Origin of the sequence: Catelliglobosispora koreensis DSM 44566 (assembly GCF_000379685.1) — a bacterium.
Classification (GTDB): Bacteria; Actinomycetota; Actinomycetes; order Mycobacteriales; family Micromonosporaceae; genus Catelliglobosispora; species Catelliglobosispora koreensis.
Genome location: NZ_KB903261.1, coordinates 192,278 through 215,712, shown reverse-complemented (window position 1 = coordinate 215,712; position 23,435 = coordinate 192,278). Strand labels below are relative to the sequence as shown.

Sequence of the window (23,435 nt, the reverse complement as noted above, 5' to 3'; positions counted from 1 at the left end):
GCATGGCATAACCGCGGCTGAACCTTCAGCGAACGGCACCATTGCCATCGGCACCAATATTGCCGTATCGGTGGCTGCCGTCACAGCTGCCTCACGTGATCTAAATCTCCAGCCGTACCTCAAGAGCGTTAGAGAAGTGGGATTCCCCCCGCTTTGGTATGAGGTAACCACGATGTCCGATTTCCTGGAAGAGGTGCTGTCCGCGCCTCCGCCCAGTCACCGCCGCGCGCCCGCGCTAGGCCTGTCCACCACACGCCGTTACGCCTTGATGCTCACGGTCATGGCCGGGATGACCGCCGTCCCGACCTGGCTGGTGCTCAAGGCCGGATCAGATTCCTTATCGAGCTCCGCGCCCCCACAGGTCAGCCCACTGCTTGCGCCTCCAGCCAGTCAGGCATTGCAAGATCCGCCGTGGGTACGCGATGAGCCCGTCCCCGCGAAGCAAACGCCCAAGATCGTTGCGCCAGAGCCAGCTCCACCAAGCGTCAAGGAGTCACCGGTCGAGGAGCACACGGCGGTCGTCAAGACGAAGAAGCGCCCGGTCCACAAACCGAGCCGCACGCCCGGATCACTATCGCCGGGCACGCCATCATCCTCGACCTCGCCCAGCGCACCGGCGTCGCCGTGGCCAAGTGGCACCGGCCAGCCAAGCACCCCCGGCTCAGGTCATTCGGGCGCGCCAAACGGTCAGTTGTTCCCAAGTGGCGTCGGCCATCCAAGCAGCCCTAGCCCGGGTTCGCCTGCGGTGCCCTTGCCAGGTGCGCCGGGATCGAGCGGACAAGGCGACGTGGTCGCGGTTGACACCGGGCAGCTGAAAGCCTTGCTGGAGGCGGAGCTGCGCGCGGAACTGTCCAAAATGGAGCAGGAGATCCGTGACGAGGTCAGGAAAGAGCTATCCGGGCTCGTTCGTATGTCGCCAGGGTCCGGCGCACCGGCTCGATGACATAGCGCAAGGCGACCTTGTCGATCTCTTGCTGCAGCAGGGTTTCCGCCCGGGCGTCAGCGCGCTTGCGCCCGCCCGGGATCCACACCCGGCGGGGACGGCTGGCCTCGGCCCGCTCGGCCGCCTGGTTTAGCGCGCCGGGAAGGTCGGTCAAACGGGACTGCGCCGTGCGGAGGACCGCGTCTTGCCATGCTTCGGGGAGTCCACTTGACGCGGCGGCGGCGTAATCCCGTACCCCCTGGTCAATGTCTTTGCGAACCAGAGCGTCCACCAGCTTGCCGGCGGCTGGAGGCGTTCCGGCCGGGCGGCTGACCAAAGTGGACACGAGTTCCAGCGCGGAGTTGACGTCGTGATTGACGGTGTCGGCGCTGGCCGTTCCGCTGGCGATGACCGGTTCCAGGATGGCGCGCAGATGCGCGACGCCCTTGTAGCCCTTGGTGGATTTCTCGGCTGAGAAGGGGCCCGGCTTGGGTTTGATGGGCCCGCGCTTGGTGGCGGGCATTTCCGGGACCTCGCCCGTCGCCGACGTGGCCACGAGCGGAACGTTTTGCAGGCCAGCCTCATCGAGGAGCTGACGCAGGTCGGCGCCGACCTTGGGCAGGTGCGCCGGAAGAAGCTTGTCGGTCTGGTTGAGCGCGACGATCAGCCGGGCGCGATGCGACGCGAGCTGGCGCAGGTAGCCGCCTTCCATGAGCTGGTCGGCGTATTTCTGCGGGTCGCAGATCCAGACCACGACGTCGACAAGGTGCAGCAGACGGTCGACCTCGACCCGGTGCCGTGGCTCGATGGAGTCCACGTCGGGGAGGTCGAGCAGGATCATGCCGCGCAGGCCAACCTCGTCGTTGGCGTCAAGTGCGGATTCTCGCGTGAACCGGCGGCGGGACGAAACCCCAAGCCAGTCAAGCAGTTCGTCGGCTTGCGTCAGCGTTCCCCAGACACAGGCATAAGGCTCAGACGTCGTTGGCCGCAAAATCCCGGCCGGAGACCGGTCGATCGTGGTGAACGCGTTGAACATGCTCGACTTGCCGCTGCCGGTGGTGCCGGTCAGCGCGACGGTCGTGAACTGGCGGGGAAACCTCAGCCGGTCTGACGCGCGCTCTGACAGCGCCTTGGCTTCCACGAGCTGGGGCAGCTCGCCAAGGGGTTCAGCAGCGATATCGATAAAGTTCTGCAGCATGTCCAGCTTGGCTTCGGGGGTGCTTGCGGTCACTGAGCCTCCTCCCGTGAACTGTCGCCTTCGGACATACCTGACATCTTGTCGTTCGCACACTTATGTAGGAATTCCCAGATCGGGGTGACAACCCGTTCGGGGAGCATTCCTTGCCGGTCTAGCTGTGAGTCCGGCACCACGAACAGTGGCACGGGCTCACCGAGCAGCTCGGTCAGATGGGGCACGATCTCGTCCACCGCCTGGGGCGGCACCCGGTCAAGCACCACCGCGAGCCCGACCTTGCGTTCCTGCGCAGCGCGCAGATGACGCCAAGCCTCCGCGTCAGCGTAGCGGGCAGCGGTGGTCACGAACACCCATACGTCTGCGTCGTCAAATAGCTCATTGGACAAGTCACGGTTGGCTTGTTCGATCGAGTTGATGTCCGGAGCGTCGATCAAGGCCACACCAGCCGGGAGGGCCGGCGCGGAGATCGGGACCAGGCTGTGCCGGTGCACGTGCGCCCAGCTCCGTGGGTGGCACACCAGCACGGGCCGGCGTGTCGTCGGGCGCAGGATGCCGGTCGCGCTGACCGGTGCCCGAACCAGACTGTTGACCAGCGTCGACTTACCCGCGCCGGTCGGTCCGCCGATCACCGCGAGTAAAGGAGCTTCATGGTCACGCACACCCGAAGCCTAAGCGGAAGTGGCCATCCGTCACCATAAGTTGCTCCGCCTACACTCAACCTTGTACCTTGAGTCTGGTCCACTCAACTATGGGCCGGGCGGCGCTGGCCGCCGCCGGGAACTTTTGGAGGAAGCAAACATGGCACGTGCGGTCGGCATCGACCTCGGGACGACGAACTCCTGTGTCGCCGTCCTAGAGGGTGGCGAACCCACAGTAATCGCGAACGCCGAGGGCTCCCGCACGACGCCCTCGATCGTGGCGTTCGCCAAGAACGGTGAGGTTCTGGTCGGCGAGGTCGCCAAGCGCCAGGCTGTCACCAACCCGGATCGCACCATCCGCTCGGTCAAGCGCGAGATGGGCACCAACTGGACTATCGACATCGATGGCAAGAAATACACCCCGCAGGAGATCTCCGCGCGTGTGCTGCAGAAGCTCAAGCGCGACGCCGAGTCCTACCTGGGTGAAACGATCACCGACGCCGTGATCACGGTTCCTGCCTACTTCAATGACGCTCAGCGCACGGCGACCAAGGAAGCCGGTGAGATCGCGGGCTTCAACGTGCTGCGCATCGTCAACGAGCCGACCGCCGCGGCGCTGGCCTACGGTCTGGACAAGGGCTCCAAGGAACAGACCGTGCTCGTGTTCGACCTCGGTGGCGGCACGTTCGACGTGTCCCTGCTCGAGCTCGCTGACGGCGTGGTTGAGGTCAAGTCGACCAGCGGTGACAACCACCTCGGTGGTGACGACTGGGACGAGCGGATCATCGAGCACCTGGTCAAGACGTTCCGCGGGCAATACGGCATCGACCTGGCGCAGGACAAGATGGCCATGCAGCGTCTCAAGGAAGCCGCTGAGAAGGCCAAGATCGAGCTGTCCGCCGCGCAGACCACGAGCATCAACCTGCCCTACATCACGGCTGGCCCGGACGGCCCGCTGCACCTGGACACCTCGCTGACGCGGGCCGAGTTCCAGCGCATGACGCAGGATCTGCTCGACCGCTGCAAGGGCCCGTTCGAGTCGGCCATCAAGGACGCCGGCGTCAAGCTCTCCGACATCGAGCACGTGATCCTCGTTGGTGGCTCGACCCGCATGCCCGCCGTGACCGAGCTGGTCAAGTCGCTGACCGGCAAGGAGCCGAACAAGGGCGTCAACCCCGACGAGGTCGTCGCCGTGGGTGCCGCGCTGCAGGCCGGTGTGCTCAAGGGCGAGGTCAAGGACGTCCTGCTGCTCGACGTGACCCCGCTGTCGCTGGGTATCGAGACCAAGGGCGGCATCTTCACCAAGCTGATCGAGCGCAACACCACCATCCCGACGAAGCGTTCCGAGGTCTTCACCACGGCTGATGACAACCAGCCGTCCGTGCTGATCCAGGTCTTCCAGGGCGAGCGGGAAATCGCGGCATACAACAAGAAGCTCGGCACCTTCGAGCTGACCGGGCTGCCGCCTGCGCCACGCGGTGTGCCGCAGATCGAGGTCACGTTCGACATCGACGCCAACGGCATCGTGAACGTGCACGCCAAGGACCTTGGCACCGGCAAGGAACAGAAGATGACCATCACCGGTGGGTCTTCGCTGGCCAAGGACGACATCGAGCGCATGCGCCGCGACGCCGAAGAGCACGCCGACGATGACCGTCGCCGTCGCGATGAGGCTGAGGCACGCAACGTCGCCGAGGCTCGTCAATGGCAGACCGAGAAATTCCTCGCTGAGAACGGCGACAAGATTCCCGGCAACGTCAAAGATGAGATCAACGATGCCCTCACCGACCTGCGTAGTGCGCTCGGCGGCACGGACATCGAAAAGATCAAGTCGGCACACTCCAAACTGGACGAGGTGTCACAGAAGGCCGGTGCGGCGCTATATGAGCAGCAGCAGGCCGCCGGTGCCACCCCGGGCGCGGGTGACGCGGGTGCTCCTTCCGGCAGTGCCGGCAAGGATGACGATGTGGTGGACGCGGAAGTCATCGATGACGAGGGCAAGAAGCAGTGACGGAAAAGCAGGATGTGCCACCGCCAGCGGAAGCTGGCGGCGAGCGCATCGTGATCAGAGACAAACGGAAACTGAAAGCCGACGCGACCGAGACTCCAGAAACGACGGTGCCTGCCGACGGCGAGCTCGTCGAGGCTGGCGAGGCACACGACGTTCCTGTCGAGGTGCACGAAGAGAAGTCCACCGACTCGGCTGAGATCGGTGAGCTGCGCTCTACATTGGACGAACGCACCGCCGATCTGCAGCGGGTGACGGCGGAATACGCCAATTACCGCAAGCGGGTCGAGCGGGACCGCACCGTGGCGGCGGAGCAGGCGGTTGGCATGGTGCTGGCCAGTTTGCTTCCGGTGCTTGACGATGTGGACCGCGCGCGCGAGCACGGTGACCTGACCGGCCCGTTCGCGTCAGTGGCCGAGCAACTCAACAATGTTGTCAGCAAGCTGGGGCTGACCGGTTTCGGAGCCAAGGGCGATGCCTTCGATCCGAAGCTGCATGAAGCCGTGGCGCACTTGACCTCTCCCGAGGTGACCGAGCCGACGTGCATCGACGTGATGCGCCGGGGTTACCTGCTGGGCGAGCGTCTGCTGCGTCCGGCGATGGTCGCCGTCGCCGATCCAGCCGAGGCGGAAACGCCTGCGCCGGTTGAGGAACCATCCTCTGCAACCGGCAGCGAAGAAGAAAAAGCAAACACATCCGAATCCGAGAAGACTGAGTAGGCGGGGTACACCTCCGGTGAGTTCCAAGGACTGGCTCGAGAAGGACTTCTACTCGGTGCTTGGCGTTTCTAAAGACGTCACAGCAGCCGATATCAAGAAGGCCTATCGAAAGCTTGCCCGCGAACTTCATCCCGACCACAACCCGCAAAACTCAGGTGCCGAAGACCGGTTCAAAGCTGTGTCTGAGGCATATGACGTGCTCTCCGACGATCGCAAACGCCGGGAGTACGACGAGATGCGGTCGCTGTTCGAGTCCGGTGCGTTCCGCAGGGGCGCCCGCGGCGGTGGTGGGCAGACGTTTGACATGTCTGACCTATTTGGACAGGCCGGCCGTGATCAGCGGTTCGGCGGTGCGAGTTTCTCCGACCTGTTCGGGACGATTTTCTCCGGTGGCGGTGGGCCTGGTCAGTCCGCGGCCTACCGCACCGGCCCGGCTCGTGGACGAGACGTTGAAACCGAGGTGACCCTCGACTTCCTCGACGCCGTGCGCGGAGTCGAGCTGCCGATTACCTTGCGCGCGCCCGGGCTTTGCGACACCTGTCATGGTTCGGGCGCCAAGCCCGGCACGACACCGCGCACCTGCCCGCACTGCGGCGGCACCGGAATGGTGACCCGCAATCAGGGCGCCTTCGGCTTCGCCGAGCCCTGCCGTGACTGCCAGGGCGTGGGCACGATCGTTGACGAGAAGTGCCCGGAGTGCGGTGGCACCGGTGGTGTGACCAAGACCCGGACGCTGACGGTCCGCATCCCGCCGGGTGTCAATGATGGGCAGCGCATCCGCCTAGCCGGTCGTGGCGAGCCGGGTGACCGGGGTGGCCCGGCTGGCGACCTCTACATCAAAACCTTGCTGCGGCCGGATCCTGTTTTCGCCCGGTCCGGCGATGACCTGACCGTCACGATTCCGGTGACCTATCCCGAAGCCGTGGTGGGCGCCGAGGTGCGAGTGCCCACATTGGACGGAATGGTCAAGGTTCGGGTGCCCGCCAACACCCCGAGCGGCCGTGTGCTGCGCGTGCGTGGACGTGGCGTGCCGAAACGCGATGGGCAGTCTGGCGATCTCTTAGTTACCGTCGACATTGTCATGCCTGGAGAACTATCCCCTGACGCCCTCGCGGCTCTGGAAAAGTTCGCTGAGCTGACCCCTCCCGCTCGTCGCGATCATCTGGAGAATCTGAGGTGACCACAATGGACTCATCTGCGAAAGTGCTGCTGATCTCGGTGGCCGCTCAGCTCGCCGGGATGCATCCGCAGACGCTGCGGCAATACGACCGGATGGGCTTGGTCGAGCCGGGGCGCTCGCCCGGTGGCGGTCGCCGCTACAGCATGCGTGACGTCGAGCTGCTACGCGAGATTCAGCGGCTCAGCCAGGAAGATGGCGTTAACCTCGCGGGCGTAAAACGGATCATCGGCCTGGAACGGGTCGTCGTGGAAATGCGGGAGCAAATGGCCGAAATGGCCGAAGAGCTCGCGCTCGCGCGTCAACGGCTGGCCGAGCTGGAGACCATTTCCGCTTTCCCACGCACCGACATTCTCCCCGTGCACCGCACCAGCACCGCACTTATGGTCTGGCGCCCTCGTTCTGCCTCCGACGACTGACCGCGCCGGTAACGTTACGTTCAAGAGCAACTTGCCGACTGAGGTTGGGGGATCTCATGGGCATCTTGGACAAGGCCAAAGACATGCTGGGCATGGACGACGCCAAGGACGCCACGAAGGACGCAACGGGCAAAGCGTCCGACGCGGTCAAAGACAAGACCGATCAAGTCAGCGGAAAAGCCAAAGACGCGATGGGTGGCCTTAAGGACAAGGCCAAAGGCGCCGTAGATGACGTGGCGACCAAGGCCAAGGACCGAGTGCCAGATGGCATGGACAAGCACGTGGACACAGGTTCCAACGCTGCCAAAGAGGGCATCGACAAGATCGGCAACTAGCTAGCTAACTAGCGTTCCAGCGTCCGCCGCGTTGCTATTGCTGCAACCGGCGGACGTTTCTTACCAGCCCGCCTTCGCACCAGTCGTGATAGTCGAAATGCGACGGCCGGGCGAGCAGGACGCGGGTGTTGTGCGCCCACACCGACATCAGCTCGTCGCCTTCCTCCTCCGCCTCTTCGACAAGTTTGCGCAGCTTGCGGCGGGGGTGTGCCTTGAAGCCGGTGCGGATGGCGTCAGCGGCGTAGATATAGCAGCAGTGCAGGGCGAATCGCCGGGCCGGGCACGCGGGGTCCATCGCCAGATCGAAAAGCGTCGAGATGAGCTGATCGCCAGCGATCAGCAGGTCCCAGTCTGGTGGCATGGAACTTAGCGGCACCGAGTCTGGTGCGTAAGCCCACGACCTGAGTTCAGCCGCACTTGGATCAACCGGGTTGGCAAACCCGCGAAACGTCGCCGAAGTCGCACTCATCCTCTGACAGCCCCCTTACCCGCCCGCAACGTAGCCTGCACTCGCTGTGGTGGGAAGAGGACTTCACCAATCCGTTATCGGAACCACGTGCCGGGTTGGCGACTCTTCCACACCATGAGACAACTCATCGCGGGGGCCTTGATCGCAGCACTGGTGGCCGGGTGCACCCCCAAGGCCGATCCGCCTCAGGCAACAGCGACGCTCACCGAGCGGTCAGTGACAGTCGTTGTGCCAGAAGGTTTTGACGCCCCTTTCCTCGAGTTCGCGACCAAGACCCACGGCTACGGGATGTTCGTTAAGCAGGGATCGCCCGCTCTAGCCCGCCTCTTCCGGACCACCGATGGCGGTCAGTCTTGGCACGAAGTCGCCCATCCACGCACAGTTGCTGACAATCACCAGCTTTATGTCGCCGGTCCGGACACCGTCGTGCTGCTGGCCGAACCGCACAGCTGGCACGTGACCCATGACGGCGGCAAGACCTGGACGGAGAAGCCCTATTCGCCGACTGGGCCGATGCCCGACGAGTATCCCGACTACACCAACCATGAGCTACGCAAGGGCAAGACCGTGTTGCCGGGGTTCGAAGAAAGCCAGGTTGTCGAGGACGGGCAGCACGGGTTGTGGCAGGCATCGGTCAGGGACGGCAAAGCCGTGACCGCGGTTAGCGTCCCTGGGAGCACGAGCTTTTCCCTAGTACCAGTTGAATTGCAGCCTGGCCGGAACGTGATGCTGGCGCGTATCGCGGTGTCTCCTGATGGCCTGGATGTGTGGCTCATCGCGGAGCAGGAGCCGCCCAGCCTGAGCGGCCCGCGATCAGTGCGGATGAAGGCGTCCGGTCTGCCCTTGTTGTGGCGCTGGGAAAACGGGGCGTGGAAGGCATGTCCAGTGACCGGAGTCAAGGACGATCCCCAGCACTCGTACTCGGTGACACCGGTCGGCGCGGGAACGCTAATGCTCACAGCTCCCATTGGCACCGGCTATTTCACGGACCGTTTCACCCTCGTCCCGGGGACGCCGAAGCTGAGCTGGTCGGGCCGTTTGGCAGACGGCACCATCTGGGGATCCGGGCAGGATGCCGGCGTCGTCTACTTGAGCACCGGCAGTGGATCTCAACGGGATTGGATCCGGGTTCAGTTGTCGCGTTCATAAGTTGAGTCAGTTAGACTCAACTTCGTTATGGATACGTCTCGCCTAACCACCAAGTCTCGTGAAGTCATCACCTCGGCGGTGGCCAATGCCCAGCAGCGTGGGCACGCCACCGTCGAGCCATGGCATCTCCTGCTGTCGCTCCTCGACACCGGTGGGTCGACCGCGGTCGGCCTGCTTCGCGCGGTCGGGTCCAACGCGGCAGAGGTGCGCCGCGCCGCCGCGCGGGCCGTCGAGCAGCTGCCCGCCGCACACGGCAGCAGCGTGGCCGAGCCGAGCCTCTCGCGCGAATTCGTCAACGCCATCAACGCGGCCGAGCAGATCGCCCGTCCCCTAGGCGACGAATTCGTGTCCACTGAGCACCTGCTCGCCGGCTTGGCCAAAGTGGGCGGTCCGGTGAGCCAGTTGCTGCGCCAGCACGGTGCCACCGAGGAAGCTTTGACGGGCGCGTTCCCGCAGATTCGTGGCGGTGACCGGCGGGTCACGACTCCCGAGCCCGAGCAGCAGTATCAAGCGCTGGAGAAATACAGCGTCGACCTGACGGCGAAGGCTCGCGACGGCAAAGTCGATCCGGTCATCGGACGCGACGCCGAGATTCGCCGGGTGATCCAGGTGCTTTCCCGGCGTACCAAGAACAACCCGGTGCTGATCGGTGAGCCAGGCGTGGGCAAGACCGCCATCGTCGAAGGGCTCGCACAGCGCATCGTCGCCGGTGACGTGCCAGAGTCGTTGCGCGACAAGCGATTGGTCTCCCTCGACCTCGGCGCGATGGTCGCCGGAGCGCAATACCGCGGCCAGTTCGAAGAGCGGCTCAAGAGCGTGCTTGAGGAGATCAAGGCCAGTGAAGGCCAGATCATCACGTTCCTCGATGAGCTGCACACGCTCGTTGGAGCTGGTAAAGGCGAGGGCTCCATGGACGCCGGCAACATGCTCAAGCCCATGCTGGCGCGTGGTGAATTGCGCATGGTCGGAGCGACCACATTGGACGAATACCGCGACCACATCGAGAAGGATCCCGCGCTGGAGCGCCGGTTCCAGCCGGTCGTCGTGGGTGAACCGTCCGTTGAGGACACTATTGGCATCTTGCGAGGGCTGAAAGAGCGATACGAAGTGCACCATGGTGTGCGCATCACCGACGCCGCACTCGTGGCCGCCGCAACGCTTTCCGACCGCTATATCTCCGACCGTTTCTTGCCAGACAAGGCGATCGACCTCGTGGACGAGGCAGCTTCGCGGCTGCGCATGGAAATCGACTCCCGTCCGGTGGAAGTGGACGAGATCGAGCGGCAGGTGCGCCGTCTCGAAATCGAGGAAATGGCGCTAGAAAAGGAACCAGACCCCGCGTCAGCCGAACGGCTCGCCAAGCTGCGTGCCGAGCTTGCCGACAAGCGGGAGCAACTGGCCGCGCTGAGCGCCCGGTGGAAAGAAGAGAAGTCGCATATCCAGCGCATCTCGCAAATCAAAGAGCAGCTTGAAGAATTGCGCAGCCAAGCCGACCGGGCCGAGCGCGATGCCGATCTGGGCAAGGCATCCGAGCTGCGCTACGGCCGGATCCCGCAACTAGAAGCCGAATTGAGTCACGCCGAAGCCGAACTCGCTGTCCTGCAAGCGAACGGGGCGATGCTAAAAGAGGAAGTCGGCGCCGACGACATCGCTGAAGTCGTCTCATCGTGGACCGGCATCCCGGCTGGCCGCATGATGGAAGGCGAGACGGCGAAACTGTTGCGAATGGAGGATGGCCTCCAATCGCGTGTCGTGGGCCAAGATGTCGCCGTGCGAGCGGTCAGCGACGCGGTCCGCCGCGCTCGAGCCGGTGTCGCCGATCCGGACCGCCCGACCGGCTCGTTCCTCTTCCTGGGCCCCACTGGCGTCGGCAAGACCGAGCTCGCCAAGGCACTAGCCGAGTTCCTTTTCGATGACGAGCGGGCCATGGTCCGCATTGACATGAGCGAATACAGCGAAAAGCATTCCGTGGCAAGACTTGTCGGTGCTCCGCCCGGCTATGTCGGGTACGAGGAGGGCGGTCAGCTGACCGAAGCGGTGCGCCGCCGTCCCTACTCCGTCGTGCTGCTCGACGAGGTCGAGAAGGCCCACCCGGATGTGTTCGACGTCTTGCTGCAAGTGCTCGATGACGGGCGGCTCACCGACGGCCAAGGCCGGACGGTCGATTTCCGCAACGCCATCCTCATTTTGACGAGCAACCTTGGTACCCAATATGGAGAGAATCCCGAAGCGGTGATGGCTGCTGTCCGGGCGCACTTCAAACCGGAATTCCTCAACCGTCTCGACGACATCGTCATCTTCCACGCCTTGCGGCCCGAGGAGCTAGGCGAGATCGTCACCATTCAGCTGGAGCGGCTGCGCAGGCGCCTAGCCGACCGGCGGCTCAGCCTTGAGGTGACGGTTCCCGCACGGGAATGGCTCGCTAAGCACGGCTATGACCCGGTTTATGGCGCACGCCCGTTGCGGCGGCTGGTGCAGACGGCGATCGGCGACAAGCTCGCCCGAGCGCTGCTGGCCGGTGAGATCCGCGATGGGGACACCGTAACGGTCGATTTGGACGGCGACGCGCTGACGGTTAAGTAGGGGCCGGTGCTCCTCCTCAGGACGGAGCAGGATTCCGCCTGAAGTGGCAGGCACGGGTTTACCCGGTGGCTTACGGTGATCGTATGTCATACACGACACCTCCTCCCTCTGGGTATCTCGTGCCCGAGCCGGCTGGCAAGCCAGCCCGTCCCGGCACGGTCACCATGGCGAGCCTTTTGCTGTACCTGCTCGGCGCGCTCAGCCTCGTTAGCGTCGGCCTTGGTGCTTACAGTGCCAGCCTGCTAACCCCTGAAAAGGCCGAAGCCGCTTACAAAGCCGCGGGTATGTCAGCAACGGACGCTGAGGCCGCCGCCGGATTCGCTTCTGTTGGGGGCTACATAGGCGCCGGATTCAGCTTGCTGTTCGCGATCCTCTACTTCGTGCTCGCCGTGTTCGTTGGCAAAGGTGCGCAGTGGGCACGTATTACCGCGTGGATCGTTGGTGGCTTGGCCATCTGCTGCGGCGTCATCGGGCTGGCTTCACAGGCGTTGACGAACAGCCTCAGCGGCATGGGCGGTCAAGCGGGAGTCGACCAGGAGAAGCTGGTTCGCGAGCTTGAGGCGCTTCAGCCGAGCTGGCTCGGCTCGGTAACCATGGTGCTGGGCGTCATCTCGCTGCTTGCTGCGCTTGGCGTCGTGATCCTGCTGGCGCTGCCGCCATCGCACCCGTTCTTCCGCAAGGCGGAACCCGTCTGGACCCCGCCACCGACCTTCCCAAGCGCCTAGGCCCGTTTTCAGTGGCTCCCTTGCGAAAAGGGAGCCACTGTCTATGGTGTGTGGCGTGAGCGAAGTTTTGGCTGAGCCGGTCCTTACTGAGGCGGCATCCGCTGGGAGCCGCAAGACGGCCCTTGTAACCGGTGCGACTGCGGGTATTGGCAAGGCTTATGCCGTCAGGCTCGCGAATCAGGGCTGGGATCTTGTCCTTGTCGCCCGGGACGAGCAAAAGCTCCAGGAGCTGTGTTCATCACTGTCAGCTACGTATGGCATCTCAGCTAAGGCGCTCCAGGCCGATCTCTCCACTACAGAGGGTTGCGAACGCGTCGAACAGCGGCTATCCATAGGCGTCGATCTGCTCGTGAACAATGCCGGGTTGTCGCTCAACACTCCGTTTATTAAGTCCACGGTGGACAAAGAGCTATATCTCTTGTCCGTAAATGTGAATGCTGTGATGCGTCTAACGCACGCGGCGTTACCGAGCATGGTGGCTCGGCGTAGCGGCAGCATCATCAACGTCTCTTCGGTGTCTGGATTCGCTGCCACGATGCCCGGAAGCACTTACCCCGCATCGAAAGCGTGGGTAATCAGTTTCAGCGAATCTATCGCTCTTTCCGTTGCCCGCCATGGGGTCAAGGTGATGGCGCTGTGCCCTGGGTTCACGCGTTCGGAGTTCCATCAGCGCGCAGGAATCGACATGAGCAAGACTCCTAGCTGGATGTGGCTCGAGGCACCGAAGGTAGTCGATGACTCCCTGCGTGACCTGGGTAAAGGCAAGACAATCAGCATTCCCGGATGGAAATACAAGGTTCTCGTCGGCGTCATGCGGCACACGCCGACGCGTCTGTTGCGGCGCCTTGCAAAGGGAGCAAGGGTGCGAACCGGACGTGACACGGAGTAGTGCACCCCCTGTAGCCAGCGGACATCACGCGTTGTAGTCTCGGGTCCATGTCCGCACGTGACGAACTCCGTAAATTCATCACTGATCTCGCGGTGGTGCGCGGAAGTTTCGTTTTGTCGTCCGGAGCCACCTCTGATTGGTACTTGGACATGCGTCGACTGACGCTCGATCACCGTGCTGCACCGCTTGTGGGGCAAGTTCTTAACGAACTCACAGCAGATTGGCAGTTTGAAGCGGTGGGCGGGCTCACGATGGGTGCCGATCCAGTGGCAGCGGCGATGATGCATACATCGAACCGTCCGCTCGACGCGTTCGTTGTACGAAAAGCGGATAAGGTACACGGACTGCAGCGCCGGATCGAAGGTCCGGATGTCTCAGGCCGTAAGGTGCTCGCTGTAGAAGACGTCAACACTACGGGGAGTAGTGTTCTCACAGCTGTTGACGCTCTTCGAAACGCGGGCGCCGAGGTCATCGGCGTTGCGGTTATTGTCGATCGAGGCGCGGGTGAGGCGGTGCGTACCGCCGGACTGTCATATCGAGCCGCCTATACGTTGGCCGACCTTGACCTGTCGGCCTAACGGAAGTCAGATCCGTACCTGCTAATATGTAGGTGGATCGATGCTGTTGTTGGAAGGATGGATCACGTGGGAACTGCCCTGGTGGAAACCCCGCTGCCTCAAATCTCACCGCTCGCCGGTGAGCCAATCGAACGAGCTGACGCCGAGCGCCTTGCCGGTGTCCTGAAGGCACTTGCCGACCCCGCCCGGCTCCGGCTGCTCAGCCTGATTCAGTCGGCACCCGAGGGCGAAGCGTGCGTTTGCGACCTCACCGCCCCGCTCGGCTTGTCGCAGCCGACCGTTAGCCACCACCTGCGCATCCTCACCGAGGCCGGACTGCTGAACCGGGACAAGCGTGGAGTGTGGGCCTACTACAGCCTGGTGCCGTCGGCCATCGCCACGGTCGCCGAGCTGCTTACCCCGCCGCGTAAGCGCGCCACCAAAAAGGCTCGCTGAGCGATAACACTTTCTAAAGGCCACGTGGGACACCACGTGGCCTTTAGTTTTGCAAAACTGACCGATCCGCGAGTTGCCTTCATCTTTGGTGCTTCTAAGATGGCGCAACTATGGGACGTCATCGTCCATCTCGAATACTGGCTAAGCCAGCAATACGTACCCCCGTGATCATCATCAGCGCACTGGGGTTAATAACCCTTGCCACGATGGCGATTCGCGCTGTATCGGCCGATGCGGATGGCTGTAGCAGCGCTGGGATCCGGCTCACAGTGGCCGCGGATCCCGCGATCGCCCCGGCGATCGCCGACATTGGTGCTAAGTGGACAGCGACCGATCCCTCCGTGGAAGGCGACTGCATCCATGTTGATGTGGTTGCTAAATCGTCGGTGGAGTTGGCTGAAGGCTGGGGCACCTGGGCGGGCGGGCTGGTTGATGTCGCGGCCAAACCAGCGCCCACACCGTCCGAAGCGGACCTCCCGATTGTTTGGATTCCAGACTCGTCATATTGGCTGGGACGGGTGCGCACGATCGACCGTGAGCTCTTTGAGGCGAGTGCTCCTTCGGTCGCTTCTAGTCCTATCGTCATCGCGTTGCCAGAAAGCGCGGCTCGTTCCCTGAACTTGCCAGCGGGACTGGACATGACCGCGTTGTCGAAACTCGCGCTAAACCTCAAGGGCGAAAACGCTTTGCGGATAGCGATAACGGAGCCGCGCCGGGACACGGCTGGAGTCGCCGGTGCCATGGTTCTCGCCGACGCCCTTGTGACCTCAGAAAAGGACCTGCCCAAACTGGTGCTGGCTTACCGCAGCCTCGGTGCGCAAGTGAACAACACCGACGCGCTGTGGAAAGCACTGGCGGCTTCGACGGACAAACCCATGGCGGCGCCCGTTAGCGAACAGGCGCTTCTGGCCTACAACGCTGGCGGCACAACGACTCCCATGGCGGCGGCCTATCTGCCCGATCTGCCAGCGCTCGACTTCCCGTTCGCGGTTCGCAACCATCAGCCGCACAAGGTTTCCCTGGCGGCGGCAGCGTTCCAGTCAGCGATCGTCAGCCCGCAGTTTCGTGGATTGCTGGCACCGCACCGGTTGCGGGCGCCAGACGGAACGGCGGCGACCGGTTTCCCCACCGGTCATGGCGTCACGGCGAACATCGTGCACGTGCAGCCGGTGACGGACATGGCGAAGGTGCGTAAGTCGCTGTCCGTCTGGACCGCGGCGAGGACCCCGTCACGGATCGTCGCGATGGTCGACTCAACGTCGTCGATGGGTCAGATCATGGGTGCGGGAAAGACGCGCATGGACGTGATGCGGCAGGCGTCGGTCACCGGGCTGAGCATGTTCACCGACGACAGCGAACTGGGCCTGTGGGCCTTCGCCGGCAAGGGACATCTCAATTTGGTGCCACTGGCCAAACTCGGCCCGGCCAAGACACCGGGCGGACAGCGAACGAAGCTGGAGACAGCGATCGCGGGGGCTGCGCCACAGCCAACGGACGCGTCACCGCTGTATCAGTCGATTCTGGCTGGGTACAAGGAAATCCTGACGGGTTATAAGCCAGAGCTGTCCAACACGCTCGTCATCTTCACTGACGGGAAGGACACGACGGGTCTTGACCTCGGCGACGTGCAGCGAGAGCTGGAACTGCTAGCCGATGTCACCCGGCCGGTCCGGGTGGTGCTGCTGGGCATGGGCCCTGACGTTGACCTCGCCGCAATGGATTCCATCGCGAAGACCACGGGCGGTGCTGCCTTCACGGTCACCGATCCACGTGACATGGAAGCCATCTTCTTAGCGGCCTTGCTGACGTAAAGCGAAAGGCCCCGGGATTTCCCCGGGGCCTTTCGCTTTAGGCGTTGACGTCTACTTTGACTTTGGCCCTTTTGGCACGCCGCTCGCGTGCCATCTCAATGAAGATGGGAATCGCGGAGATCAGCACGATCACGAGCACGAATGGGATGATGTACTTGTCAATCTTGTCCGGGCCACCGATCAGATCGACGAGCGTGTCACCAGCGTAGTAACCGACGAGCAGAATGCCGTCGACCCAAAGGATCGCGCCCACAACGTTCCAGACGAAGAACTGCTTGGCCGGCATGCCAAGAACACCGGCGACCGGGTTCAGGAACGTGCGCACGATGGGGATGAAGCGAGCCAGCACGACGGCCTTACGTGGGCCGAACTTCTGGAAGTAGTGCTCGGCCTTCTCCACGTACTCCTTCTTGAAGAGCCGGGAGTTCGGTTTGTCAAAGAGCTTGCGGCCATACTTCACGCCCAGCCAATGGCCTAGCTGTGCGCCAAGGATGGCGAAGATAGGGCCACCGATCAGCAGCGGCACGATATCGAGCTTGATCCCTAGCGCGGTGCCCGCGCCCGTGGCGAGGACTCCGGCCACGATCAGCAGCGAGTCGCCGGGGAGGAAGAAGCCAGCGAGCAGGCCCGTCTCGGCGAACAGGATGAACCACACCCCGTAGACCGCGAACGAACCAAACAGCTGCAGCCAGTCTGTGGGGTTGAGTGGATTGAAGCTGGCCACTTCGGCGACGGCGTGGATAGTGTTCACGCTCGCCAAGGGTACCGGCTAGCAGGCCACGCCGGCTTCCCGACCTACGGCCGGACATTACCGGCCAATCTTTGGAACCGGGTTTAGCGGTAGTCGTCTTCTTCGTCTGGCACGGGAATCGACTGCTCGACCACGTCGGCCTCGGGCAGGTCCAGGCCCGGGGACGGCGGTTCGGGCTGCACCTCTTCTGGATCAAGCGGGATGGCTTGCTCCACTGCGTCGCCTTCGGGAACCTCGGTCATCCTCTCAACGTAGGCCCTTACTGCCTGATTCGCCAGCAGATGGGGGTTTAGGCATAGAAGATGAGATCATGGGGTTTCTCATCACATGGGTCATCAGCGCGATCGCGCTCTGGGTGACCACCAAGGTTGTCTCTGGTATCGACGTCACTGGATCATCCACGACGAAGAACCTGCTTACGCTGCTGGCGGTGGCGCTGATCTTCGGTCTCGTCAACGCGATCCTCAAACCGATCATCAAGGTTGTCGGCTGTGTGTTCTACGTGCTGACCCTCGGGCTGATCGCGCTCGTGGTGAACGCGCTGCTCTTCCTGCTGACCGACTGGCTCGCTGGCCTGCTGGATCTGCCGTTCAACATCAACGGATTCTGGCCCGCATTCTGGGGTGCGATCGTGATGAGCATCGTTACCTGGGCGATCAGCCTAGTCATCCCCGATCGCGTAAAGGGCGAGGCATAGGTAATACTCCAGGTCAGTAAACCTCACCGCCCAGCGAGCGCTCCGGTGTGGTGAGGTTTAGCCTGGGGGCACAGCGCGGTAGCCCCACCAGTTTGAAGCACGTGAGGAGCAATACCGATGCCTATCGCATCCCCCGAGGTCTATGCCGAGATGCTCGACCGCGCCAAGGCTGGCGCGTTTGCCTACCCGGCCATCAACGTGTCGTCTTCGCAGACGCTGAACGCGGCGTTGCAGGGCTTCGCCGAGGCGGGCAGCGACGGAATCATTCAGGTTTCCACCGGTGGTGCCGAGTACCTGTCCGGCCCGACCATCAAGGACATGATCACCGGATCGGTCGCGTTCGCCGCCTACGCCGCCGAGGTCGCGAAGAAGTACCCGGTCAACATCGCCCTGCACACCGACCACTGCCCCAAGGACAAGCTGGACAAGTTCGTCCGCCCGCTGCTGGCGATCTCCGCCGAGCGAGTGAAGGCCGGACAGGACCCGCTGTTCCAGTCGCACATGTGGGACGGGTCGGCTGTGCCGCTGAAGGAAAACCTTGAGATCGCCGAGGAGCTGCTCGCCCTCGCCTCCGCCGCGAAGATCATCCTCGAAATCGAGGTTGGCGTCGTTGGTGGCGAAGAGGACGGCGTCGTCGGAGCCATCGACGAGAAGCTCTACACCACGGTTGAGGACGGTCTGGCCATGGTCGACGCGCTCGGCCTGGGCGAGAAGGGCCGCTACATGGCCGCCCTGACCTTCGGCAACGTGCACGGTGTGTACAAGCCAGGCAACGTCAAGCTGCGTCCCGAGATCCTCAAGGAGATCCAGGACGCTGTCGGCGCCAAGTTTGGCAAGTCCAAGCCGCTGGACCTGGTCTTCCACGGCGGCTCCGGCTCGCTGCTGACCGAGATCCGCGACGCGCTCGACCACGGTGTGGTCAAGATGAACGTCGACACCGACACGCAATACGCGTTCACCCGCCCGGTCGCGGCACACATGTTCACCAACTACGACGGTGTGCTCAAAGTGGACGGTGAGGTCGGCAACAAGAAGACCTACGACCCACGTGCGTGGGGCAAGGCGGCCGAAAACGGCATGGCTAAGCGCGTTGTCGAGGCTTGCCAAGACCTGCGTAGCGCGGGGACGTCGCTGAAGTAGGTTTGCCCTCGTTGTCACCGATGTGGCATTTGCAGAGGCGGCTGGCGTGTTAGGCATCGAAGGTTACGACCCCACTTGGTACCACGATGCGAACGCGCTAGCCGCCGCGCACCGGCAGCGGTTCGCGCGCCTCATCGGCCAGCCACTCGTAGGTTCGTGGCTGGTCTGGGACCTTGACGAGCAAACCTGGTTCACCGGCGGCCCTGTCGTGTTTGGATTCCCCGACGCCAACGTCGAGGTGACTCACCGCAAGTTCGACGAGTGTGCGATCAGCTGGGACAGCATCGACATGCAAGCTGCCCTCGATTGGCCCGGCCTGCGCCTGGACTGGTGGGCCGATCCGCATCCCGCGATCCAAGCCGCGCTCGGCCGTCCGCTGACGTCAGTCAACGTCGTGGAACGCATCAGCCCCAATGCCTGGCGCCCCAACGTCTTGCACGCGCTCGAGTTCTTCTTCGGCGACGTTCGCGTGGCGCTTTTCAACGCGATGGACGAAAACGGTCTCTCCGGCGATCCAGAGGTCTCCCTGCCGGTCGGCTTCTGGCGGCGCGTCCCGATCGCCTGAGGTTTCCTCTATTCCGGGCGAAGATCCGAGACCACCAGCTGGTACTCGGTGTGCAGCCGCCCGGCGACAAGAGACCGGTGGCACGCCTCGGGGTCGCGCTCGACGCAGAACAGAGCCGTCACCGCGTCGGCTGGAAGCTTAGCCACGAGTGCACCTAGGTCGAACGGGTCGAGGATCTCTTTCGTATAGCGCTCGGCATACGCAGGCGCCAGCGCGATCCGGTTGCGCTTGCCCACCTGCTGGCGATCGTCCTCGCGGTACTGGAGCTGGCGCAGCTCCGTTGTCGGCGCTAGTTCCTTCACATGCCGATAGCCGATGTCCGCCGCGGCGAGCGCCTGCTGTAGCTGAGCCGAGTTCGCCCAGGCGTATTCGGGTCCCCGAACGCCGCGACGCTGGCGTAAGTCGAGCAGCAGGCTGACATTCGCATGCCGCAGTCGTTCCAGAAACGATTCCCTGTCGAAGTCATAGACGCCGATTGTTACCACTCTGAGCACCGCGAATCACCTCACCTGCCTGCTGCTCGCGCCGCCTTACGCGACAGCTGTTCCCTCAAGCTCAACCAATAGCTCGGGGATCGCCAGCCGGCTCACGCCGAGCATCGTGGTGGGCGGGGCGACCCCTGCGGCACCCAGCCGTGACGCCAGCACGCCATAGTGCTCGAAGAGCCCATCGACGTCGGTGGTGTAGACGTTGAGGCGGACGAGATTCGCCAGCGACATCCCGGCCTCGCCCAGGATGGCCTCCAAGTTGTCGAGGCTCAGCGCCACCTGTGCCGCCATATCCCCGGCGTGCTGCGGCTTACCGTCACCGCTCATCGCGGTTTGCCCGGCGCAGTAAAGGGTTCGGGTCTGCCCGGATACGATCTCACCCTGGTTGTACCCCAGTGCCACTGACCAGGTCCACGGGTTGATTGCCGCTCGATTCAATGTCATTGGCTGAGCCTCGCAGGGCAATCACGACACCCTCTGTCATGTATTCGAAGTAAAGTTCGGGCATGCGGGCCGACCGGTTGGTGTCGCTGGTGCTGCTGCTACGCCAGCGCGGCCGGCTGTCGGCCACCGCGCTCGCCCGCGAGCTGGAGGTGTCCACTCGCACCGTGCTGCGGGACATCGAAGCCCTGTCAGCGGCAGGCGTCCCGGTCTACACCGAACGCGGCCGGCTCGGCGGATTCGCTTTGCTGCCCGGTTTTCAGACCGAGCTAACTGGACTGAACCATGACGAGGCGCTCGCCCTGCTGATCGCCGGATCGAGGCGGGGCGCGCAGGCGTTCGGCCTTGGCTCAGCGCTCGCTTCGGCGATGCTCAAGGTGATCGACGCACTGCCGGAAAGCTATCGGGAAACCGCGGCGGGCGCTTCACAGCGATTGCTGATCGATCCGGAGACGGACCTCCTGTCCCGCAGGCAGGTCGCCGACGAAGTGCCCGACACCATCGTGGCCGAGGTGCGCCGTGCGGTGTTCGCCGGACATAAGCTTCGCCTTCAGTACGCCGCCGCGGGCCAGCCAGCGAAGTGGCGCACCGTGGATCCGATCGGTCTGGTGACCGTGCGCGACCAGGGTTACCTGTTGGCGGCAAGGTCTGGCGAGGACCGCACCTACCGGCTGTCCCGGATCGTGGCCGCGGAGGAACTTACCGAACCAGCGGAACGATCAGACCCAGTCGACCTAGACCGGGCCTGGCAAGAACGCAGCACGCGGTTTCGGGCCGGCGGCGACACGGTCACCGTGCTGGTGCGGATAAGTCCAGCGCGGCGAGACCAGCTGATAGAAACCGCTGTTGCCGTCCTCGCCGAGGAGCCCGACACGGATGGCTGGCTTCGGCTCGAAGTGACCTTCCAAGATTCAAGACACGCCGTGTGGGCCCTATGGCAGCTCGCCGCGAGCGCGGAAGCCCTGTCACCGCAATGGTTACGCGACTCCCTGCGTGAACGTGCCACTGCGATCGCTGCCCGCTACGAAGGTTAGTAGTGGTCTTTATGAGTCTGCGTGTGCGTTGGCGGACGAAGCGTGGCGACGTCAGGTTCGGCGGCCGCGGCCACACCGCGTGCCACGGAGGTCATCTGATCGTGGCTGGCCATGTTGGCGAGGATGATGCCGATCCCGGCGATGACGAAGTTGCGAAACGCCGGTTCTAGTCCGTTCCACTTGGACGATTGCCACATGGCGAACCACTCGCCGCCGATCGTGATGAACAGGCCGCCAAAGAGGATGAGGCCCATCGTCCAGCCCAGAGTGGACAGCCGCCGTCCCATCCGGTCGTTGCCCCGCAACCACTTGAACAACGCGCACAACAGGACCAGCGCGATCAAGCCCTCCCAGATGATCACTCCGATGTAGGCAATCGATACGAGTCCGTTGTTGCGGATGCGGCGCCACATCAGGTGTTCATCGTCAAACGTCGTTCCCATGTCGAAGACATTGTCGACGAAGTCGAAGTTCGTCCTGTAGTCAGTGACGTTGCCGAAAGCGACCAGGAGGTAATAGAGAGCCGTGATTGCGGTCAGTACGATGACCGCGGTCCGCAGGGTTCCTAGCCGAGCCAGCCGTTCCATAAAGCGGACATTACGCCTAATTCAGTAATAGCGTGGCGGCTTTATGATCTGCTCATGCCCACGCCTTTGTCCCAAGTGATCACTCCGGTCGACCACAGTCCACATGAGGTGGAGTCGCTGGCGGAACTGACCGTCCACTTGCGCCGGGGCAGCGTGGCTGACCTGACCCTGCAGGGCGTTGACCTCACCGCCGTCGAGCTAGCGGACATCGACGTCACCCGTGCCTTGTTCGTCGGCTGTCTCATGACCGAGCAGCAACTGCTAGAGCTGGTCCGGCGGGGCGCCCACGTGGTCCCCAGCTTCCCCGACGTCCCGTTCCCGACTCAGCCATCGCAGCTGTACACAGCGGACGATCTGGCGGCCGGGTTCGACACCGCTGGGTTTGAGGGCATGTATGACACCCGGATCTACCGGCACTTCGTCGCCCAAGGTGGAGCGACGCCGGAGTTGCGGGAAGCGTTGGCGCAACGCATTCACGACCACGGCATCGACAACGCGCTCGCGCACGACACCGATGGCTGGATCAAAGATCACGGTGCCGGCACGATCGTGGGAGTCATGGGCGGACACGCGGAGCACCGCGGATCCACCGGCTATCGCGACGCGGCCAAGCTCGCCTGGTTGCTCACGCGAGCGGGCCGCTTGATTTTGACCGGTGGCGGACCGGGCGTGATGGAGGCCGCTAACCTCGGTGCCTATCTGTCAACGCGTCCGGCCGAAGACCTGTCCCTCGCGATCGATCAGCTCGCTGAGCACAGCGACTTTCGGCAGAGCCAGGCCTACACCGCCGCCGCTCTCGCGGTCCGGAAACGGTTCATGCCGGACCCGGCGGCGGGCTGGGAAAGGTCAGGCGGGCTGTCCATTCCGACGTGGTTCTTCGGGCACGAGCCCGCCAATCTGTTCGCCGCCCGGGCAGCCAAGATGTTCAGCAACGCGGTCCGTGAGGAGCAGATTCTCAAGTTGTCACGGGGTGGCATCGTGTTCGCTCCCGGCCGGGCGGGAACCGTCCAAGAAGTCTTTCAGGCGACGACGATGACCTATTACGGCACTGTGCACAGCTCAGGGCCGTTTGTCTTCATTGGACGGCGCTTCTGGACCGAAGAGTTGCCGGTCGAGAAGCTCTTGCGCCCGCTGCTGGCTGGCTCGCCGCTCGGCGATCAGAGTGAACTCATCCACATCACAGACGACCTCGATGAGGCTGCCACGCTTTTGCTCCGATAATGGATGGCATGCGTGATCTCATGCCTCAGCCCGATCCGACCCTGCTACCCACTGATCCCGGTGCGACCGCCCTGGCAGCAGGTGAAGAACCGGTCAAGGCGGCAGCGGCTTACCCGACGAGCAGTGCTGCTTGGGCGGCTCTCGCCCAGCAGGCCCTGACCGACGGTCAGCTGGTCACCGCTTATGCCTACGCTCGCACCGGCTATCACCGTGGCCTGGACCAATTGCGCCGCAACGGCTGGAAAGGTCACGGCCCGATCCCCTGGTCACACGAGCCGAACCGCGGATTCCTCAGCTGTCTAGACGCCTTGGCCAAGGCGGCAGCTGGCATCGGTGAAGAAGACGAAGCCGCCCGCTGCGCCCAGTTCTTGCGCGACAGCGACCCGGCAGCGGCCGACGCTCTGTCCTAACAGCAAAAGAGCGTGCGCTGGAGGTGTGTCCAGCGCACGCTTTCTCATG

Annotated in this window: 27 protein-coding genes; 19 read left to right on the top strand and 8 right to left on the bottom strand. The window is 63.5% G+C overall.

The features are described from left to right. The first annotated feature begins 136 nt into the window (after nt 1-136). Nucleotides 137-943 carry a hypothetical protein gene (locus A3E1_RS47225; RefSeq protein WP_157631630.1) on the top strand — a complete coding sequence of 269 codons (807 nt, stop codon included), beginning with the start codon at nt 137-139 and terminating at the stop codon, nt 941-943. Here the strand turns inward: A3E1_RS47225 and A3E1_RS41190 are convergent. Both A3E1_RS41190 and A3E1_RS0120240 read right to left on the bottom strand, forming a co-directional pair. Then, nucleotides 882-2,153 carry a P-loop NTPase family protein gene (locus A3E1_RS41190; protein ID WP_020522620.1) on the bottom strand — a complete coding sequence of 424 codons (1,272 nt, stop codon included), beginning with the start codon at nt 2,151-2,153 and terminating at the stop codon, nt 882-884. The genes A3E1_RS47225 and A3E1_RS41190 overlap by 62 nt on opposite strands. Next, on the bottom strand, nt 2,150-2,776 hold the full coding sequence (locus A3E1_RS0120240) for a GTPase (protein WP_020522619.1): 627 nt from the start codon (nt 2,774-2,776) through the stop codon (nt 2,150-2,152). The genes A3E1_RS41190 and A3E1_RS0120240 overlap by 4 nt, the downstream gene beginning before the upstream one ends. A 139-nt stretch (nt 2,777-2,915) precedes the next feature. Between A3E1_RS0120240 and dnaK the strand changes: the two genes are divergently transcribed. Genes dnaK through A3E1_RS41185 form a run of 5 tightly spaced genes read left to right on the top strand, consistent with a single transcriptional unit; the run spans nt 2,916 to nt 7,413 of the window. Further along, a complete protein-coding gene (dnaK, locus tag A3E1_RS0120235) occupies nt 2,916-4,766 on the top strand; it encodes a molecular chaperone DnaK (protein ID WP_020522618.1) in 1,851 nt (616 codons plus the stop codon). Further along, nucleotides 4,763-5,482, top strand: a complete 720-nt coding sequence (gene grpE, locus A3E1_RS46250; RefSeq protein WP_020522617.1) for a nucleotide exchange factor GrpE — start codon at nt 4,763-4,765, stop codon at nt 5,480-5,482. The genes dnaK and grpE overlap by 4 nt, the downstream gene beginning before the upstream one ends. 16 nt (nt 5,483-5,498) lie before the next feature. Then, nucleotides 5,499-6,662, top strand: a complete 1,164-nt coding sequence (gene dnaJ, locus A3E1_RS0120225; RefSeq protein WP_020522616.1) for a molecular chaperone DnaJ — start codon at nt 5,499-5,501, stop codon at nt 6,660-6,662. 5 nt (nt 6,663-6,667) lie between these two features. Next, entirely contained in the window at nt 6,668-7,078 is a 411-nt protein-coding gene (locus A3E1_RS0120220) for a heat shock protein transcriptional repressor HspR (RefSeq protein WP_020522615.1), read from the top strand. Nucleotides 7,079-7,134: 56 nt separating this feature from the next. Further along, a complete protein-coding gene (locus tag A3E1_RS41185) occupies nt 7,135-7,413 on the top strand; it encodes a hypothetical protein (RefSeq protein ID WP_020522614.1) in 279 nt (92 codons plus the stop codon). 34 nt (nt 7,414-7,447) lie between these two features. Here A3E1_RS41185 and A3E1_RS0120210 read toward each other — a convergent pair whose 3' ends face one another. After that, nucleotides 7,448-7,882, bottom strand: a complete 435-nt coding sequence (locus tag A3E1_RS0120210) for a hypothetical protein (RefSeq protein ID WP_020522613.1) — start codon at nt 7,880-7,882, stop codon at nt 7,448-7,450. A gap of 114 nt (nt 7,883-7,996) precedes the next feature. Between A3E1_RS0120210 and A3E1_RS0120205 the strand changes: the two genes are divergently transcribed. From A3E1_RS0120205 to A3E1_RS0120175, 7 genes are all read left to right on the top strand, one after another. Beyond that, nucleotides 7,997-9,031 carry a WD40/YVTN/BNR-like repeat-containing protein gene (locus tag A3E1_RS0120205; protein ID WP_020522612.1) on the top strand — a complete coding sequence of 345 codons (1,035 nt, stop codon included), beginning with the start codon at nt 7,997-7,999 and terminating at the stop codon, nt 9,029-9,031. Between the two features lie 27 nt (nt 9,032-9,058). Beyond that, entirely contained in the window at nt 9,059-11,614 is a 2,556-nt protein-coding gene (clpB, locus tag A3E1_RS0120200; protein WP_020522611.1) for an ATP-dependent chaperone ClpB, read from the top strand. A gap of 83 nt (nt 11,615-11,697) precedes the next feature. Further along, the gene (locus A3E1_RS41180; RefSeq protein WP_051105084.1) at nt 11,698-12,339 is read left to right on the top strand and encodes a hypothetical protein; all 642 of its coding nucleotides are present in this window, start codon (nt 11,698-11,700) and stop codon (nt 12,337-12,339) included. Nucleotides 12,340-12,394: 55 nt separating this feature from the next. Next, nucleotides 12,395-13,228, top strand: coding sequence for an SDR family NAD(P)-dependent oxidoreductase (locus tag A3E1_RS0120190; protein ID WP_020522609.1), 834 nt, complete (start codon nt 12,395-12,397; stop codon nt 13,226-13,228). A 47-nt stretch (nt 13,229-13,275) separates the two neighbouring features. Beyond that, nucleotides 13,276-13,806: an orotate phosphoribosyltransferase gene (pyrE, locus tag A3E1_RS0120185; RefSeq protein ID WP_020522608.1), complete on the top strand. Its 531-nt coding sequence runs from the start codon at nt 13,276-13,278 to the stop codon at nt 13,804-13,806. 57 nt (nt 13,807-13,863) lie between these two features. Beyond that, the gene (locus A3E1_RS0120180) at nt 13,864-14,241 is read left to right on the top strand and encodes an ArsR/SmtB family transcription factor (RefSeq protein WP_020522607.1); all 378 of its coding nucleotides are present in this window, start codon (nt 13,864-13,866) and stop codon (nt 14,239-14,241) included. Between the two features lie 164 nt (nt 14,242-14,405). Continuing rightward, nucleotides 14,406-16,052 (top strand): VWA domain-containing protein, encoded by a 1,647-nt coding sequence (locus A3E1_RS0120175; protein WP_026208631.1) that lies wholly within the window; start codon nt 14,406-14,408, stop codon nt 16,050-16,052. Nucleotides 16,053-16,089: 37 nt separating this feature from the next. On the opposite strand, the gene A3E1_RS0120170 is transcribed toward A3E1_RS0120175, so the two are convergent. Then, entirely contained in the window at nt 16,090-16,803 is a 714-nt protein-coding gene (locus tag A3E1_RS0120170; RefSeq protein WP_020522605.1) for a DedA family protein, read from the bottom strand. An 83-nt stretch (nt 16,804-16,886) separates the two neighbouring features. Next, nucleotides 16,887-17,045, bottom strand: coding sequence for a hypothetical protein (locus A3E1_RS47220; RefSeq protein ID WP_020522604.1), 159 nt, complete (start codon nt 17,043-17,045; stop codon nt 16,887-16,889). Nucleotides 17,046-17,113: 68 nt separating this feature from the next. On the opposite strand from A3E1_RS47220, the gene A3E1_RS0120160 reads away from it, so the two are divergent. The 3 genes from A3E1_RS0120160 (at nt 17,114) to A3E1_RS0120150 (ending at nt 19,205) form a co-directional block, all read left to right on the top strand. Beyond that, nucleotides 17,114-17,500: a phage holin family protein gene (locus A3E1_RS0120160; RefSeq protein ID WP_020522603.1), complete on the top strand. Its 387-nt coding sequence runs from the start codon at nt 17,114-17,116 to the stop codon at nt 17,498-17,500. A gap of 117 nt (nt 17,501-17,617) precedes the next feature. Then, complete coding sequence (gene fbaA / locus A3E1_RS0120155; RefSeq protein ID WP_020522602.1) at nt 17,618-18,640, top strand: class II fructose-bisphosphate aldolase; 1,023 nt, start codon at nt 17,618-17,620, stop codon at nt 18,638-18,640. Nucleotides 18,641-18,662: 22 nt separating this feature from the next. Further along, nucleotides 18,663-19,205: a hypothetical protein gene (locus A3E1_RS0120150; RefSeq protein WP_245571278.1), complete on the top strand. Its 543-nt coding sequence runs from the start codon at nt 18,663-18,665 to the stop codon at nt 19,203-19,205. A gap of 8 nt (nt 19,206-19,213) precedes the next feature. Here the strand turns inward: A3E1_RS0120150 and A3E1_RS0120145 are convergent, their stop codons facing one another. Next, the gene (locus tag A3E1_RS0120145) at nt 19,214-19,699 is read right to left on the bottom strand and encodes a DUF488 domain-containing protein (protein WP_020522600.1); all 486 of its coding nucleotides are present in this window, start codon (nt 19,697-19,699) and stop codon (nt 19,214-19,216) included. A gap of 36 nt (nt 19,700-19,735) precedes the next feature. After that, nucleotides 19,736-20,137 carry a RidA family protein gene (locus tag A3E1_RS0120140; RefSeq protein WP_211215961.1) on the bottom strand — a complete coding sequence of 134 codons (402 nt, stop codon included), beginning with the start codon at nt 20,135-20,137 and terminating at the stop codon, nt 19,736-19,738. Between the two features lie 62 nt (nt 20,138-20,199). Between A3E1_RS0120140 and A3E1_RS0120135 the strand changes: the two genes are divergently transcribed. Then, on the top strand, nt 20,200-21,168 hold the full coding sequence (locus tag A3E1_RS0120135; RefSeq protein WP_020522598.1) for a helix-turn-helix transcriptional regulator: 969 nt from the start codon (nt 20,200-20,202) through the stop codon (nt 21,166-21,168). Here A3E1_RS0120135 and A3E1_RS41175 read toward each other — a convergent pair. Further along, complete coding sequence (locus A3E1_RS41175; RefSeq protein ID WP_020522597.1) at nt 21,165-21,755, bottom strand: DUF2165 domain-containing protein; 591 nt, start codon at nt 21,753-21,755, stop codon at nt 21,165-21,167. The genes A3E1_RS0120135 and A3E1_RS41175 overlap by 4 nt on opposite strands. 54 nt (nt 21,756-21,809) lie before the next feature. Here A3E1_RS41175 and A3E1_RS0120125 point away from each other — a divergent pair, with 54 nt between their 5' ends. Together A3E1_RS0120125 and A3E1_RS0120120 are read left to right on the top strand one after the other, a co-directional pair. Next, nucleotides 21,810-22,976, top strand: coding sequence for an LOG family protein (locus A3E1_RS0120125; protein WP_020522596.1), 1,167 nt, complete (start codon nt 21,810-21,812; stop codon nt 22,974-22,976). 8 nt (nt 22,977-22,984) lie between these two features. Then, complete coding sequence (locus tag A3E1_RS0120120) at nt 22,985-23,386, top strand: DUF3151 domain-containing protein (protein WP_026208629.1); 402 nt, start codon at nt 22,985-22,987, stop codon at nt 23,384-23,386. Nucleotides 23,387-23,435: the final 49 nt, after the last annotated feature.

Bases quoted from the DNA above. Each gene is read 5' to 3' on its own strand.
- A3E1_RS0120160 (WP_020522603.1), top strand. From the start codon at position 17,114: ATGGGGTTTCTCATCACATGGGTCATCAGCGCGATCGCGCTCTGGGTG.
- pyrE (WP_020522608.1), top strand. From the start codon at position 13,276: ATGTCCGCACGTGACGAACTCCGTAAATTCATCACTGATCTCGCGGTG.
- A3E1_RS0120120 (WP_026208629.1), top strand. From the start codon at position 22,985: ATGCGTGATCTCATGCCTCAGCCCGATCCGACCCTGCTACCCACTGAT.
- A3E1_RS41180 (WP_051105084.1), top strand. From the start codon at position 11,698: ATGTCATACACGACACCTCCTCCCTCTGGGTATCTCGTGCCCGAGCCG.
- A3E1_RS0120135 (WP_020522598.1), top strand. From the start codon at position 20,200: ATGCGGGCCGACCGGTTGGTGTCGCTGGTGCTGCTGCTACGCCAGCGC.
- A3E1_RS0120140 (WP_211215961.1), bottom strand. From the start codon at position 20,137: ATGACATTGAATCGAGCGGCAATCAACCCGTGGACCTGGTCAGTGGCA.
- A3E1_RS41175 (WP_020522597.1), bottom strand. From the start codon at position 21,755: ATGGAACGGCTGGCTCGGCTAGGAACCCTGCGGACCGCGGTCATCGTA.
- A3E1_RS0120205 (WP_020522612.1), top strand. From the start codon at position 7,997: ATGAGACAACTCATCGCGGGGGCCTTGATCGCAGCACTGGTGGCCGGG.
- dnaK (WP_020522618.1), top strand. From the start codon at position 2,916: ATGGCACGTGCGGTCGGCATCGACCTCGGGACGACGAACTCCTGTGTC.
- A3E1_RS41185 (WP_020522614.1), top strand. From the start codon at position 7,135: ATGGGCATCTTGGACAAGGCCAAAGACATGCTGGGCATGGACGACGCC.
- clpB (WP_020522611.1), top strand. From the start codon at position 9,059: ATGGATACGTCTCGCCTAACCACCAAGTCTCGTGAAGTCATCACCTCG.
- A3E1_RS0120125 (WP_020522596.1), top strand. From the start codon at position 21,810: ATGCCCACGCCTTTGTCCCAAGTGATCACTCCGGTCGACCACAGTCCA.
- A3E1_RS0120220 (WP_020522615.1), top strand. From the start codon at position 6,668: ATGGACTCATCTGCGAAAGTGCTGCTGATCTCGGTGGCCGCTCAGCTC.
- A3E1_RS47220 (WP_020522604.1), bottom strand. From the start codon at position 17,045: ATGACCGAGGTTCCCGAAGGCGACGCAGTGGAGCAAGCCATCCCGCTT.
- A3E1_RS0120180 (WP_020522607.1), top strand. From the start codon at position 13,864: ATGGATCACGTGGGAACTGCCCTGGTGGAAACCCCGCTGCCTCAAATC.
- A3E1_RS0120210 (WP_020522613.1), bottom strand. From the start codon at position 7,882: ATGAGTGCGACTTCGGCGACGTTTCGCGGGTTTGCCAACCCGGTTGAT.
- fbaA (WP_020522602.1), top strand. From the start codon at position 17,618: ATGCCTATCGCATCCCCCGAGGTCTATGCCGAGATGCTCGACCGCGCC.